Genomic DNA, 14,848 nt, shown 5'->3' on the forward strand with positions numbered 1-14,848 from the left:
GTCAGTGCTCTGCTTCTTGCCCAATAGATGATTGATATTCCTTATCTTGTCGATAAAAATAATCCGTGAGCGTCTAAGCTATTTTACCGCTATATTGCCAATTTATTTGCTGAGCAAAAATAGCCCGTGAAAATCTGTTTTATTATGTACCCTTGGGAGCGTGTAGAAGCTGAAAACGACAGCACGCTAAGACTTATCCACGAAGCCGTATCGCGCGGTCACGTCGTTGCCATCACCACCGTAAACAACCTCACTATTCGTGAAAGTGTTGCTAGTGCCTTCTGTGATGTATTTGTTGCGGGCCAAAAAGTATCTGATAACTTCGTGAGCTTTTACAACAAAGCTGAGTTTAAAAAAGTACAGCTTCCTTTGGCAGGTTTTGACGCAATATTTATGCGCGCTAATCCGCCGCTTGATACCTTAGCGATGAACTTTTTAGACTCTGTTCGTGATGATACTTTCATCATCAACGACATTGATGGCCTGCGCATTGCTAATAACAAGCTATACACGGCATCCTTCCAAGGCATCGCGAGAGAATTTATTCCAAATACGCATGTATCTAAAAACAAAGAGTATTTAGAGCGTATATTCTCTGAGTCAGAGCAAGAGAAAATGATCTTAAAGCCGCTTGATGGTTTTGGTGGTCGCGGTGTTATCGTCGTTGAGAAACGCGCGAAGCAAAGCTTTAGCTCACTCCTTGAGTTTTATATTGGTGGCGACGAGGCTGGTAAAGGCAGCAACTACGTCATTTTACAAGATTATGTTGAAGGTGCCGACGAGGGTGATGTTCGCATCCTAATGCTTAACGGCGAACCGATTGGTGCCATGAAACGTGTGCCTGCAGCAAATGAAGTGCGTGCCAACGTACATGCCGGTGGCAAAGTGGTGAAACACAAACTCACTAACCAAGAAAAAGCGCTATGTAAGCATATCGGTCCTAAGCTTGTGCGTGATGGTTTGTATTTTGTTGGCATTGACGTAATAGGCGGCAAGCTTATCGAAGTTAATGTACTCTCGCCTGGCGGGATAACCCGTATTAACCGTTTAAACCGCTGTAAGCTGCAAGTGCAAGTTATCGATTTTGTAGAGAGTGTGGTGCACGCCAAAGAGCTAGTAACGCATCGCAAAAACCAATTCCGTCAAGTAATAGAAGATGCTCATGCTATCTGAACAAGCCATCATTGCCGCGCTTGAAGCCGGCAAACCCATCAGTGGACAATTTGCTGAAGGTGCTTTTCACCTCGAAGTGAGGGAATACGTGCCTTATGTCGCCACTGCTGTACACGCAGGCCACCGCACCCGTGCTAGCCTAAAAGGCTTGTTCGCCATTAGCGATGCTGAGCGTTTACAAGAGGAAGATCCGTTTACCGACGGCATGATTGAATCATTACCCATCACGCTTATCGCGCGTGACTCACGTTACGAATACGATCTTAACCGTGCGCCAGAGCTTGCGATATACAAAGAAGCATGGGGTAAACAAGTGTGGAGCCAAGCGCTACCAAATGCAGACATAGATGTTAGCTTGTCAAAGCATGCAGCCTATTACCGTGTGCTCAGTGCACTGTTAACCACGCTTGAGCGTAAGTTTGGTGCCTGCTTGCTATTTGATGTGCACAGCTATAATTATCAAATTCGTAGCTACCCTTATGCACCAACCTTTAATATTGGCACTGCACAACTTGATACCTTGCGTTTTCGCGCCGTATTAGATGAGCTGAAAAAGCAGCTAGGACTGAAAAAACTGGCAGGCCAGCTGGTGGATTGTGCTGAAAATACCGTCTTTCAGGGCCATGGTTATCAAGCGCAATATATTACCAGCCACTTTGATAACACCTTAGTGGTACCGCTGGAAGTCAAAAAAGTCTTTATGGACGAAAACAGTGGCGAATTATTCCCTGTGGTGTTTGAAAAACTACAGCGCAACATGCATGTTGCTTTGAGTAAAACGGCAAAAACATTTGCTAAAAATCACTGCTATAAGCCACTTCGCAAAGCAAAATCAACGTCGCAGCTTGACCCTGCGCTGATTAACGTGGACTCAGCGCTATACCGCATAGCCAGAAACCTTGAAACGCTGCATTACGTTAACCCAAGTAATATCGCACAAGAGAAACGTCGCTTTTTCTCGAAACGTCATTATCAACCTGCGTTTAAATATCGCCCGCTGAAAATTGACCCGTATGAGTTTAAAGAGCAACTCTATCGCTTGCCCGTTGGAAAAATCCAAGATCCGATCGTAAAAGATTTATATCGTAAAGTGATCGACAGCTACGCCACAAAAATCGAACTGATCACCCAAATTGGTCGCGAAGCCTTTTTGTATAACTCGCTACGCTATTATGGTGAGCCGGATTACAACGATATAAATAATGCGACCTTCTTGCTGCACGCACGCGAAACCGAAACCTTGCCAAAAAAAGACATTACCGCCGAGCAGGCCCTAGTACGTTTTAATCAAGCGATTGAGACCATGGGCTTACCTTGTAAGGTCGCTATATCAAGCAAGCTTGTTGCCAAAGCAATGGTCGACAATAGTAAGCGTCTTCTGCTTGTAAATAGCAGTGCAATGTTATCTGAGCTTGATATCAATGCCTTGATAGAGCATGAAATAGGCGTGCACTTGCTCACGACCTTAAATGCTGACGCCCAGCAACTTAAAGTGCTGCACTTAGGTCTACCCGGCAATACCTATACTCAAGAAGGCCTTGCCATCTATCGTGAGTATCAATCTGGGCAAATAAATTTGACACGATTGAAAGTATTGGCGCTCAGGGTGATTGCGGTCAACATGCTGCTTAAAGGCGACAAATTCTATCAAGTGTATGAATTTTTGGCTGACTCAGGTGTATTAAACGTCAATGAAGCCTTTGCGCTGACCACGCGTATCTTCCGTGGTGGCGGATTTACTAAAGATCACCTCTACTTAAAAGGCTTTAAAGACATAGTGCAGCTTGCCAATACCCGCAGCTTAGATAATTTATATCTCGGTAAAACGGGCATTGCGCACTTAGATGCACTGGACGCGTTAGTAGAGCAAGGTATATTCACAAGGCCTAAATATCTGCCGGATACGAGCCGAGATCCTAAGCCAGATGCAATCCTAAGTTATTTAATTTCTTCAATTAAATAGGCCAAATTCGCCACTGTGGTTATACTAGTGCCATCTAGTATCTACCCAGTGGCTTTGTTTTGACACAACAGGAAATAGATTTACTCGCTTTTGAGCTGGCAAACCTTCGTCTCAAAGCCGATCTTGCGCTTGCACCAAAGTACAGTTATTTTTCAGATAAACCCTACCCGCTTGGTCGCTGCCTAGAAATTCGCGATGAAATGTTTAAACTCGTCACCACGGAGCTCAAGCAAAATTCAGAACGTTTATCTGTGCTCAGAAATTACATGCTTAAAGAGAATGCCGAGCTCAAAAAAGTATGGGGTTCGCTACGCGATGAGTACTTTCAAAATGCGATGTTGGTGGGAGATTGGTATATAGATACCGCAAACGATACGGTGAATGCAAACAAACCCAGAGTTGAAATCAAACCCATCGCACAATCAGGCTTTTCAGCCATCACTAATTTCGAGCAGTTTGTGAAGATTGCTCGCGCTTACTGGCAAGTGGAGGTGTTTAAAAACACAGCCTTTCCAGCCATCGCGCCTTATTTACCGTTAATTTGTGTCAACGCAAAAGGCGCTACTTGGTTAGCTGCGGCCAATGACGATATGATCAAAGTCGCTACCAACAGTGAGTTTAGGTTATCTGAGCAAATCCTCTGTCAGCTGCCAGAGCCTGACACTAACCTAGTATCTCGCTGGCAGCAGACCCTAACTGGCATCGATGCTTTAGATGACATCTTATTGCAGACAGGAAAGCCCGAGGGGTTTTGCCAACTTTACAGAGCTGCCGAAAAAGCAGCGGATTTAGCATTTAGAGACAGAGTTGTACGCGCCTATATGAGCTTACCCAAAGGCGCGTAGCGTAGTGAATTAGAAGGAAGCGGGATAAGTCGGTTTTTCGTCCGTAATTTCCCATTTATCTTCTGTTGGTCTATCCACTCGACATTGATTTTGCTGTTGAAAACACCTGTCCTCACAGTTTTGTACTTGCATCGGATCTGAGTAATCTCTGCGACAGCTCATAGAACACGAACGTGAATCACCTTCGCAATCGACCGGCACATTGCTGACTCTAGTTGTAAAATGTCCACTACAGCCGCTAACAAACACAGCGGCGAACACTGCTGCTACCCATAATTTTGTTGTCATTGTTCTGCTCTCAAAAACACCGGTTCTTGGGCCTTTTGCGTTGCTTCTTCACTAAAGCGGTATCCTGCAATATCAAACGCTTTCAGGCTTTCCAAATCCGATACTTGGTTCTCAATGATATACCTTGCCATCATACCGCGCGCTTTTTTCGCGTAAAAACTGATGACTTTGTATTGACCATTTTTACAATCTTTAAAGATAGGAGTGATAATGTCGCCTTTCAGCGCTTTCTTATCTACCGCTTTAAAGTACTCATTTGAAGCTAAGTTTACCAAGTATTGTGTTTGTGCCTCTTCCATGACCTTATTCAGTTTTTCAGCGATAATCGTGCCCCAAAACTCATACAGGTTTTTGCCACGCGGGTTACTTAACTTTGTACCCATTTCTAAACGATAGGCCTGCATTAAGTCAAGTGGTTTTAGGATGCCATACAGCCCAGATAAGATACGTAAATGATTTTGCGCATAATTTAAATTAGCCTCAGTTAGGCTTTGCGCTTCTAAACCGACATACACATCGCCATTAAAAGCAAAAATAGCTTGCTTAGCATTGTCTTGTGTAAAAGGCTCTGACCACTCGGCAAACCTTGCCGCATTTAAGCCCGCGAGCTTGTCGCTTATCTTCATTAAGCTACCGATCTGCTGTGGTGATAAATCGCGACAAACTTGAATAAGTGACTCGCTATGCTCCAGCAGCTCTGGCTGTGTGTGCATCTTGGTTGGTGCGGGTGTTTCATAGTCTAGGTTTTTCGCTGGAGAGATAACTGTGATCATGGTTTGCCTATTGACTTAGCTAGTAATTAATGTCAATTTCAACACTATCCCCAAGTAACTTCAAGTGTTTGTCCGCTTTCACTTGGGCTTAAGCAATTCGCTGTTAAAGTACAGCTTCGCTTTACAACTCGACCTTATATAACAATAACCCTAAATAACGAGTGTGATATGTCGCCCGATACGGACATATGACCTATTCAGCTATTTAATGGTGTTGCAACATAAGGCGTCTAATATCACTTCGCTGTTATCAATATTGGAATGAGGAACACATGACTTCAGCATTAGATAGGCTAAAACAACATTCATCAATCGTCGCTGACACCGGTGACATTGAAGCCATCCGCAAGCTACAGCCAGAGGATGCAACAACTAACCCTTCTCTTTTACTTAAAGCGGCAGAGACGCCTGCTTATCAGCCTTATCTAACAGAAGCTTGGGATTATGCCAAAGCCAATGAAAGTGACGCTGAAAAGCAATTAGCGCTGGCTTGTGACTATTTTGCCGTTGTGATTGGTAAAGAAATCGCAAACTCTGTGCCGGGATATATCTCAACAGAAGTAGACGCACGTTTATCTTTTGATACCGAAGCGACTATCGCAAAAGCAAAAACGCTATTAAATTTATATGAAGCGCAAGGCGTAAGCAAAGACAAAATCTTGATTAAGATTGCATCGACTTGGGAAGGTATTAAAGCCGCTGAAGCACTGGAAAAAGAAGGTGTTAAGTGTAACCTAACGTTGCTATTTAGCGAAGCGCAAGCACGTGCATGTGCCGATGCAAACGTATTTTTAATTTCACCATTTGTTGGGCGTATTCTAGATTGGCACGTTGCCAACGGCCTAGAAAAACCAACTGACCCACTACAAGATCCGGGTGTACAATCTGTTCGTAGTATTTTTGAATTCTATAAGCAGCACGGTTATAAAACCGTTGTAATGGGCGCCAGCTTCAGAAATACAGGTGAAATTCTAGCCCTAACGGGTTGTGATAAGCTCACGATTAGCCCTTCTCTATTAGAAGAGCTTGCTGCAATGCCTGCAAACGAAGATTACCTACTTGAGGCTGACTTTGCGCCTAAAGCAAAACCTGCTGCGCTTAGCGAAAGTGAGTTCCGTTGGTTACATAACCAAGACGCAATGGCCACAGAAAAGCTTGCAGAAGGTATTCGCTCATTTGCCGATGCACAAGAAACATTAGTCGCACGCTTTAAAGCACTGTAAGTGCCTTAAACATTCGATTTCGAAACGCCGCATATTGCGGCGTTTTTGTTATCGCTCTCAATACAAACCTTTCTGACACCTCCTAGATATCACCCGAATTGACCTTCATCAAACTGTCACTTGGTTTTAACCCAAAAGACACAATTGTGTTTTATTTTTATCCCGTCTGTGGTATATCAATATCACTTGAAGTGAAAATTGATGCCGCTACTTTCTGGTTTTGGTACAAAAAGCAAGCAACGCGGGGTTGTTTGTAGCGTACTTTAGCTATCAGACTTTTATCGGTTCCTCATATTGAGGTTTGCCAAATAGTATGAAGAAATCAACGGTGTCATTGCAGTTGTAGTGCTAACAACAGCCGAAGCAAATGCCACTTTAGGTTGTTTTTATCAATAGGAGATTTTCATGGATACCCTAGACGAGTTATTAGAATTATTAGAAAGTCCGGATACTAGGAAAAAAACTTCATCTAAGGGCAAAAAAAGAAAATGGCGTGAAATTGAAGCGCTAAAAGATAAACAGCGACTACGCAAAGAACTACAGGAATTGGATATTTTCGCAGACAGTGTTGATTTAGACGAATTTGATTTTAACTAAAAAGAGCGCCCTTCACGGCGCTCTTTTTTGTTGTTATACCAATTCGCTTAATTAAGTGGTCTATTTTGAGGCGAGAAAATCTTGTCGATAACAAGGCAAAAATTTTGCTATTTAGTTGTTCTAAATAATAAATTTTTAACGCAGTTAGCGTCAGATTTACTCCTTCAAATTGCGCAAGTATTAAGACTAATTGGTATTATAACTCGGCCAATCGCCAATCGATTGGCTGCTTACCCATTTGGGTGAGCAGCTGATTAGTTTTGCTAAAATGGCCACTACCAAAAAAGCCGCGATGTGCTGAGAGCGGCGAAGGGTGTGGTGCGTGTAAAACATGGTGACGGTTTGTGTCTATGCTCTTACCCTTTTTCTGGGCGTGTGAGCCCCAGAGTAAGAAAATCACACCTTCGCTGTGGGCATTCAGCCTTTCAATCACTACATCTGTAAAGCGCTCCCAGCCCAAATGCTTATGTGAATGGGCTTGGCCTTGTTCTACCGTCAACACCGTATTTAACAGCAGTACGCCCTGTTTAGCCCAGTCAATTAGGTAGCCGTGATTAGGTATGCGAAAGCCGTCAATATCCTGCACCAACTCTTTATACATATTATTTAACGACGGTGGCGGCTTAATCCCTGGTAACACAGAGAAACATAGACCATGAGCTTGATTGGGGCCGTGATAGGGATCTTGCCCTAAAATCACCACTTTAACCTGATCAAAAGGCGTGACTTTGAACGCGTCAAATACCTGTTCATGGGGCGGAAACACATTTATACCTTGAGCGCGACGCTCTGCCACGTAATCCATGGTTTGCTTAAAGTAATCTTGTTGTTTTTCCTGACCTAACACGTCACTCCACGTTGTCATGCTTCACCTTTTTTCATCATATTATAATGGCTTCGAGAAGCGTCGAGTTTACCACATAAATCCGATATTCCCTCGAGCATACGATAGCTATAACGATGGAGCAGATCGGCATCTACCGAAATAGTTTGTTGGTACTTTACCGCAGGGATCGACGGCCATTGCTGCCATGCAATTGCTTTAACTTCTTGTTTGGTCTTTTCTTCAGGGATCACAATCACTTGTGGTGACTTCAACAGAACATTTTCAATGCTAATTTGCGGATAGTCCGTGGTGGCGTCGGCAAAAACATTTTTCACATTACACACAGTAAATACTTGCTGTAACCAACTTTCGCCTCCCACTGTCATTAGCGGTGATGGCCACAATTGATAAAATACAGCTAAGCTAGCGCTTTGTTTATACAGGGCTTTTAGCTCATTTAAACGTTTAGTAAATAAATCCGCCTGTTGCTGAGCTTGGGCTCCAAAGCCAGTAATTTTACCTAGGCGTAGCAACTCCTCGGGTAGTTTATCGAGATATTTCGCTTCACTATAAATCACGTCAACACCAAAGCTTTCGAGCTTTTCAAGCATAGGAACGTGACTTGCATTTTTCCACGCGATTATCAGATCAGGCTTAAGTGCCAAAATTTTCTCAACCGAAATGCCTTGATAGTCACCAACTTGGGGCAGTTGCTTGGCTGATTCTGGATAATCTGCATAGGCTACCGTGCCTACAATCCGCTCCCCAGCTCCTATTGCATAAAGATTTTCGACAATATGAGGCGCAAGCGCGATGATCCGCTCTGCGGGCTTAGCACTAACGCTAAAGGCAAAACCTAGAACAATAAATAAGGCGAATTTTCGCATCAGTAGTCAAACCCTTTTTGCGCCTTAATGCCGGCCTCAAACGCATGCTTCACATTACGCACTTCGCTCACGGTATCTGCAAGCTCGGTCAGGCGTCGATGTGCACCGCGCCCAGTTACAATCACTGATTGCATGGTAGGACGGTTTTCTAGCGCCGTTATGACTTCGTCCAAATCTAGATAGTCATAGCTCAACATATACGTAATTTCGTCAAGCAATACCAAATCGATGCTTTCATCTTGTAGCCATACTTTTGCTTGCTGCCACGTCGCCTGCGCAGCAGCAGTGTCAGTTTCACGGTTTTGTGTTTCCCATGTAAAGCCCGTTTTCATGACCGCAAATGGCACGCCGACTTTTTCGAGCAAATTGCGTTCACCGCAATCCCAGGTTCCTTTAATAAATTGTACAACCGCAGCGTTCATACCATGACCGACACAGCGTGCAACGGTGCCAAAACCAGATGTTGACTTACCTTTACCGTTACCCGTGATCACTTGTAAAATGCCCTGCTCTTGCTGCGCTGCGGCAATTTTTTCATCAACTTGTTGTTTTACTTTTTGCTGTCGTTGCTGATACTTATCTTGTTGTTCGCTCATGTTATTCCTCAATTATTTTCATCAATTTTTGCCAATCTAAATGTGCTTCACAGCTGTCGGCAAGACGCGTAATTTGCTGCTCTCTGTGCTTCGCTAAATCAATCGCGGCAGTGCCCGCTTGCTTACTACCGGCCCAAGACAAGATAGCCTGTGTGGCGGCGACCGTATCAAATAAACCATGTAAATAGGTGGCTGCAATTTGATTATCTCGAGAGATAAAACCATCTTTCACACTGTTATTTGGATGTGTGTTAAATCGCAAGAATGGCACCTCTAGTGCCGCTCCAGAAGAAACCCCTGCATGGATCTCGTAACCACAAATTTCAGCACTTTGCTCATTCAATTGGCAAATGCCAGATACTTGCGTCAGTACTTTTTGCTCTGAGAGTGTGGTCTCAAAGTCAGCCAGACCAAGTCCAGCGACTTCACCGAGTGTTGATTCCACCGCATTTGGATCTCTGATGAACTTACCTAACATTTGCAAACCGCCACACACACCTAGTACCTTACCACCGTACCTCAGGTGCCGTTTGATTTCTTCTGCCCAACCCTGTTTGCGTAAGAAGGTTAAATCGCTCAACACATTTTTGCTGCCAGGCAGAATGATTAAGTCACAAGGACCGATAGATTCTTGATAGCGTACATAACGCAAATCCACTTCAGGGTTTAAGCGCAAGGTGTCAAAGTCGGTGTGATTGCTAATATGAGGAAGTAGTAAAACCCTGACGCTTAACGATCCCCGTTCACAGATATTGTCCACCGTCACCGCATCTTCTGCATCAAGCGCTAAGCCATGCAAATAGGGCAATACACCAAGTACAGGCTTACCCGTTTTTTGCTCGAGCCAGTCAAGTCCAGATTGCAATAACGCAATATCACCACGGAAGCGATTGATCACAAACCCTTTAACTAAGCTTTGTTCATAGTCACTTAATAGCGCAAGTGTGCCAACCAAGTGTGCGAACACCCCGCCTTTGTCGATATCAGCGATAATGATCACGGGGCATGCAACTTCACAGGCAAACCCCATATTGGCAATGTCATTTTCACGCAGATTGATCTCAGCAGGGCTCCCCGCCCCTTCCACTATGCACAGCTCAAATTGTTCGCTGAGGCGTTGATGTGAGGAAAGTACGGCCTCCATCGCTACCTTTTTGTAGTCATGATAAGCGGCTGCTTCCATATTGCTAATGGCTTTGCCGTGAATGATCACTTGAGCGCCAGTGTCAGAGTTTGGCTTAAGCAAAATAGGATTAAAGTCTGTGGATAGCGGAACTTTTGCGGCCTCGGCTTGGAGTGCTTGCGCCCGACCAATTTCACCGCCGCAAGGTGTGACCGCACTATTTAGTGCCATATTTTGCGGCTTAAAAGGCGCAACCGATAAGCCTTTTCGTTGCAGCACCCGGCAAAGTCCCGCAACCAGTGTACTTTTACCGGCATCCGACGTGGTGCCCTGCACCATTAAGGTTTTCATACGTCTTGACCTTTTAAACATTGTGGCAAGCCTGCAATAACAAAATCGACTCTGTCGGCTACTTTAGCAATGTCTTGATGGAGCCAACCAGACTCATCAACAAACTCACGGCTTAGCTCGCCCAGCGGAATTATCCCATGCCCCACTTCGTTACTCACCAAAATAACAGTGGCAGCACAGCTTTCTAGTGCCGCCAGCAAATGTTCTTTTTTGTCTACGGTCGCGGCCTTACCCATTTCGCATAAGCCAAAACTCAGCCATAAGGTCAAACAATCGATAAGTAACAGCGCACCTTCGCGTGCAGTAGCAATAAGCTTATCAATATGCCACGGCTCTTCCACTAGCTGCCAGCGGCTATCGCGCTGCATCTGGTGAGCAAACACTCGGCTTTTCATTTCTTCATCTTGGGCTTTTGCAGTTGCAACATAGTAAAGTTCGTTCACCGCACCTTGCTCTAACAATAGAATAGCGCGCTGCTCTGCCAAGCGACTCTTACCTGAGCGAGCACCGCCCAGTATTAACTGTATTTGTGCCATTAGAGATGACCCACAATAAAAAGCAAAATAACAAGCTCAGCAAGTTGTTGCGCAGCCCCTAAACAGTCTCCGGTGTAACCACCAAGTTGCGCGTTAAACCATTTAATGCACACAAGTCTTAACACAAATAAGCAAGTACACAGCATCAGCAAGTCGAACAGTGAAAGCGCAAGCCATGGCCAACAGAAAATTAAAATCGCGGTGGTAGTGAGCGTAAGGCGAGTCGCCGCAGCACTTGATAGATGTTTCGCTACCGGCTTAACTTTGCTCAGCTCATCAGCCTGTACATAGTTAAGTGTACCGATTAAAGACACCGCAAAGGCACGGCTTAGACTATGGGCTAAAATAAGTGCAGCGAGTGTCACTGCAAATTCATTAAAGAGCATGGTCAAAAGCGAAAATTTGGCCAATAACAGCAATATCAGCGCACAACTACCGTATGTACCAAGACGGCTATCTTTCATGATCTCAAGCTTTTGTTCACGGCTCCAGCCACCGCCAAAACCGTCAAAAACATCGGCAAGACCATCTTCATGGAAAGCGCCGGTAAGTAAAATACTCGCAGCCAGTGCAACGACGGCGCCGAACATTAGCGACACACTACTACTGGCAACATAGCCAAGTATGGCCGAGAAGCCACCAACAAATAAACCAACTAAAGCAAAGTAACCACTCACTTCGTTAAGTTCATCAGATGAAGGGGCAGGTTCCAAACGAATTGGCACCCGCGTTAAAAACACCACGGCAAGCTTAAACAGTCGCCACTCTTGTTGCCACTGCATTATGCGTCTACCACTTGCGTAACATGGGCATCGGCAAAGCTTGCCATTTCGCAAAAAAAGCCTAGCGCAGCTTGTAATAATGGTAGCGCTAGAGCGGCGCCCGTTCCCTCACCCAAGCGCATATCTAAATGTAGTAATGGCTCAGCGTTTAACTGCTCTAACATTAACTTATGACCTTGCTCCATAGAGCCGTGAGCAAACACCATATATTGCTTACTATGCGGTGCTATTCTACTTGCCAACATAGCCGCTGCGGTGGAGATAAAGCCATCCACTATGATTACTTTTTGTGCCCGAGCAACCGCCTGCATGGCACCAACCATTTGCACAATTTCAAAGCCACCCAGGCGCTGTAAAATTTGTTCTGGTGTCTTAAGCTTATCTTGATGATATTCCAGAGCCTGTTTGATAAGTGCCCGTTTTTTGCAAAGCGTTTCATCGTCAATGCCTGTACCGCGCCCCACACATAATTCCACACTCGCCCCGCTGAGCGCCGCTAAAATTGCAGCTGCGGAACTGGTATTGCCAATCCCCATTTCACCAAAAGCAATCACGTTGCTACCCGCTTCAATAGCGGACATCACCACTTGCTCTCCATATTCAAGTCCTTGCTTGAGCTGCATTTCGCTCATCGCGGACTGTTTATGGAAGGCATGAGTAATATCGCCAAGTCGCTGTGAGCGCAAATGCGGCGCAGGCTCGCATGGCACTAATGTGCCACAGTCTACTACGGTTAACTGCCAACCAAGTTGCCGACAAAAGACGTTGATCGCGGCCCCCCCCTGCACAAAGTTTGCAACCATTTGCCCAGTCACTTCGCTTGGCGCAATAGAAACCCCATGGCTTGCAATACCATGGTCACCCGCAAAAACAAACATTGCAGGGCGTGTTATTGCTAACTGCTCTATGTCTAATTGCGTCTGCCCTTGTGAGAAGATCTGTACTAGCTGCGCAGCCAAGGCTTCAAGCTTACCTAGCGCACCTAGCGGTTTGGTTTTTAAGTCAATGCGCTGTTGAATAAGCGTGTTTAAGCGAGTATCTAACGGTTTAACCATGGGTAACTCCGACGCCTCCAGAGCGGCGATTTTTGAAAATAAGCAATGCTAAGAAGAACACGCTGCCAATGGCGGCGGTGATCACACCCACAGGAAGTTCCTGATTATCGATAAGCGTGCGCGACAATACGTCCACCCATAGCATCAAAAGCGAACCGCACAGCGCGGTGGCCACAAGCCCAATCACCTTTGCTTGCGAGATAAAAAAGCGCACGATATGCGGGATCATCAAGCCTACAAATCCGACTCCGCCGCACGCAGCCACAAGTACTGCGGTGAGTAAGGAGCTCAATAACAACATACCTATTCGCACTCGTCCTACATTCACGCCAAGCGTGGTGGCACTCTCATCTCCGAGCAACAAGGCGTTGAGTGGCCGACGCATCACTAAAAGCGTGATAAAACTCAGTAGCACGACCAAACATGGAAGCCATAGCCATTGCCAGCTCGCCCTTGCAAACGAGCCTAGATTCCAAAACAAGATTGCACTGATGGCTTGAGGATCACTCCAATAAAGCAATAAGCTGGTAAAGGCACTGAACAGAAAAGAAAGTGCGACGCCCGCCAAGAGCATAGTTTCCACCTGCTGTAGCGCATTGCGATTTGCCACAAATAAAAGTAGCAAGATAGACAGCAAACTTCCGACAAATGCAGCCCCAGACATCATTAGGCTAGACTGTGCACCAAATAGCGCGATAAGCACCACCACACCAAATGAAGCACCTGAAGAAATACCAAATAAATAAGGATCAGCTAGAGGGTTACGCGTCACGGTTTGCAAAATAAGACCCGCTATCGCCAGTCCTGCTCCCGCGCTCATCGCCAGTAACGTCCGTGGCAGACGAAGTTCAACTACCACCCGCTGTTGAAGTACGTTGGGATCGAAATTAATAATCGCTTGTATAACCGTATGCCAAGATAAATCAATCGCACCGATCTTAAGTGCCATCAGCATGCTAAAACAGCACAAGCTCAATAGCAGTATCGATATCAACGCGATCCGCTTTGCGGCAATCATAATTGATACCCGTAATAAAAGCGTATATGTGGGATCTCACTGTTATTTGGCGGATGGCAGACAGTAGAAACCTCTGCGCATACCCCAAAAACTTGGCTTAATAGGCTTTCGGTAATGACTTCAAGTGGCGACCCATCTGCAACAAGCTCACCGTTATTTAATACTAATAAGCGGTCGCACAAGGCGCTAGCCAAATTTAAGTCGTGAAAAGACGCAATAATAGTAACACCAAGCTGTTTGGCCAGCTCCATAATTTGGATTTGATATTTAATGTCCAAATGGCTGGTGGGCTCATCCATTATCAATACTTGAGGCGCTTGCACCATGGCACGTGCGATCATTGCTCTTTGCTTCTCCCCACCAGACAAGGAGCTAAAACATTGCTCTAACTTATGGCTCAATCCAACTTGCTCAATGGCATGTAAGATTGCCTGTTTTTCAGCAGCCGTCGTTGTCGCGAGCAGTGATTTGTTCGGTGTTAGCCCCATCAATACCATATCAAATAATGGCAGAGTAAACTCAGCGGAGATCTCTTGTAGCACCACAGCAACATGTCTCGCGTAGGCTTTACGTCCATAACTAGCTAGCGGCTTATCATTGAAAAGTAGCGCCCCAGAACTTGGTGCTGTGTATTGATATAAAGTGCGCAGCAAAGTCGACTTTCCAGCACCATTCGGTCCGAGCAAACCAATAAATTCACCCGAATTAATAGCAAAGCTGAGTGCCTTTAAGATGGCTTTACCACCAAGCTGTACGCTAAGTTTATCGACTTGAAATTGTGGAGTGACTGCCATAGCACCTCTGATTGGGCA

The 14,848-nt window shown here is 45.2% G+C and carries 16 protein-coding genes; 5 read left to right on the forward strand and 11 right to left on the reverse strand.

The annotated features are described in order from the left end of the window. Positions 1 to 126 precede the first annotated feature (126 nt). From gshB to BB427_RS20675, 3 genes are read left to right on the forward strand one after another with little or no spacing between them, the layout of a single operon-like run. A complete protein-coding gene (gene gshB, locus BB427_RS20665) occupies positions 127 to 1,173 on the forward strand; it encodes a glutathione synthase (protein WP_010372154.1) in 1,047 nt (348 codons plus the stop codon). Next, on the forward strand, positions 1,157 to 3,136 hold the full coding sequence (locus BB427_RS20670; RefSeq protein WP_045988952.1) for a flavohemoglobin expression-modulating QEGLA motif protein: 1,980 nt from the start codon (positions 1,157 to 1,159) through the stop codon (positions 3,134 to 3,136). Before gshB ends, BB427_RS20670 begins: the two co-directional genes overlap by 17 nt. Before the next feature lie 59 nt (positions 3,137 to 3,195). Further along, positions 3,196 to 3,981: a hypothetical protein gene (locus BB427_RS20675; RefSeq protein WP_069022977.1), complete on the forward strand. Its 786-nt coding sequence runs from the start codon at positions 3,196 to 3,198 to the stop codon at positions 3,979 to 3,981. A 9-nt stretch (positions 3,982 to 3,990) separates the two neighbouring features. Here the strand turns inward: BB427_RS20675 and BB427_RS24255 are convergent, their stop codons facing one another. After that, on the reverse strand, positions 3,991 to 4,269 hold the full coding sequence (locus BB427_RS24255) for a hypothetical protein (RefSeq protein ID WP_130163554.1): 279 nt from the start codon (positions 4,267 to 4,269) through the stop codon (positions 3,991 to 3,993). After that, a complete protein-coding gene (gene yaaA / locus BB427_RS20680; protein ID WP_069022979.1) occupies positions 4,266 to 5,042 on the reverse strand; it encodes a peroxide stress protein YaaA in 777 nt (258 codons plus the stop codon). The genes BB427_RS24255 and yaaA overlap by 4 nt, the downstream gene beginning before the upstream one ends. Positions 5,043 to 5,314: 272 nt before the next feature. Between yaaA and tal the strand changes: the two genes are divergently transcribed. Then, complete coding sequence (gene tal, locus BB427_RS20685) at positions 5,315 to 6,265, forward strand: transaldolase (RefSeq protein ID WP_045964644.1); 951 nt, start codon at positions 5,315 to 5,317, stop codon at positions 6,263 to 6,265. A gap of 405 nt (positions 6,266 to 6,670) precedes the next feature. Next, positions 6,671 to 6,862, forward strand: coding sequence for a DUF3545 family protein (locus BB427_RS20690; protein ID WP_010372168.1), 192 nt, complete (start codon positions 6,671 to 6,673; stop codon positions 6,860 to 6,862). Positions 6,863 to 7,058: 196 nt separating this feature from the next. Here BB427_RS20690 and ung read toward each other — a convergent pair whose 3' ends face one another. The 9 genes from ung to BB427_RS20735 are packed head-to-tail and all read right to left on the reverse strand — an operon-like array spanning position 7,059 to position 14,830. Beyond that, positions 7,059 to 7,727 (reverse strand): uracil-DNA glycosylase, encoded by a 669-nt coding sequence (gene ung, locus BB427_RS20695; RefSeq protein WP_039493728.1) that lies wholly within the window; start codon positions 7,725 to 7,727, stop codon positions 7,059 to 7,061. Next, a complete protein-coding gene (locus BB427_RS20700; protein WP_069022981.1) occupies positions 7,724 to 8,575 on the reverse strand; it encodes a cobalamin-binding protein in 852 nt (283 codons plus the stop codon). The genes ung and BB427_RS20700 overlap by 4 nt, the downstream gene beginning before the upstream one ends. Next, the gene (gene cobO / locus BB427_RS20705; RefSeq protein WP_010606109.1) at positions 8,575 to 9,171 is read right to left on the reverse strand and encodes a cob(I)yrinic acid a,c-diamide adenosyltransferase; all 597 of its coding nucleotides are present in this window, start codon (positions 9,169 to 9,171) and stop codon (positions 8,575 to 8,577) included. Before cobO ends, BB427_RS20700 begins: the two co-directional genes overlap by 1 nt. 1 nt (position 9,172) lies before the next feature. Further along, positions 9,173 to 10,645 carry a cobyric acid synthase gene (locus BB427_RS20710; RefSeq protein ID WP_069022983.1) on the reverse strand — a complete coding sequence of 491 codons (1,473 nt, stop codon included), beginning with the start codon at positions 10,643 to 10,645 and terminating at the stop codon, positions 9,173 to 9,175. Continuing rightward, positions 10,642 to 11,181, reverse strand: coding sequence for a bifunctional adenosylcobinamide kinase/adenosylcobinamide-phosphate guanylyltransferase (cobU, locus tag BB427_RS20715; protein ID WP_069022985.1), 540 nt, complete (start codon positions 11,179 to 11,181; stop codon positions 10,642 to 10,644). Before cobU ends, BB427_RS20710 begins: the two co-directional genes overlap by 4 nt. Continuing rightward, positions 11,181 to 11,963, reverse strand: a complete 783-nt coding sequence (locus BB427_RS20720) for an adenosylcobinamide-GDP ribazoletransferase (RefSeq protein ID WP_069022987.1) — start codon at positions 11,961 to 11,963, stop codon at positions 11,181 to 11,183. The genes cobU and BB427_RS20720 overlap by 1 nt, the downstream gene beginning before the upstream one ends. Further along, positions 11,963 to 13,018, reverse strand: coding sequence for a nicotinate-nucleotide--dimethylbenzimidazole phosphoribosyltransferase (gene cobT / locus BB427_RS20725; protein ID WP_069022989.1), 1,056 nt, complete (start codon positions 13,016 to 13,018; stop codon positions 11,963 to 11,965). The genes BB427_RS20720 and cobT overlap by 1 nt, the downstream gene beginning before the upstream one ends. Further along, on the reverse strand, positions 13,011 to 14,036 hold the full coding sequence (locus tag BB427_RS20730; protein WP_045987679.1) for a FecCD family ABC transporter permease: 1,026 nt from the start codon (positions 14,034 to 14,036) through the stop codon (positions 13,011 to 13,013). Before BB427_RS20730 ends, cobT begins: the two co-directional genes overlap by 8 nt. Continuing rightward, on the reverse strand, positions 14,033 to 14,830 hold the full coding sequence (locus BB427_RS20735) for an ABC transporter ATP-binding protein (protein WP_069022991.1): 798 nt from the start codon (positions 14,828 to 14,830) through the stop codon (positions 14,033 to 14,035). The genes BB427_RS20730 and BB427_RS20735 overlap by 4 nt, the downstream gene beginning before the upstream one ends. Positions 14,831 to 14,848 lie beyond the last annotated feature (18 nt).

The organism is Pseudoalteromonas sp. BMB (assembly GCF_001709235.1).
Classification (GTDB): domain Bacteria; phylum Pseudomonadota; class Gammaproteobacteria; order Enterobacterales; family Alteromonadaceae; genus Pseudoalteromonas; species Pseudoalteromonas maricaloris.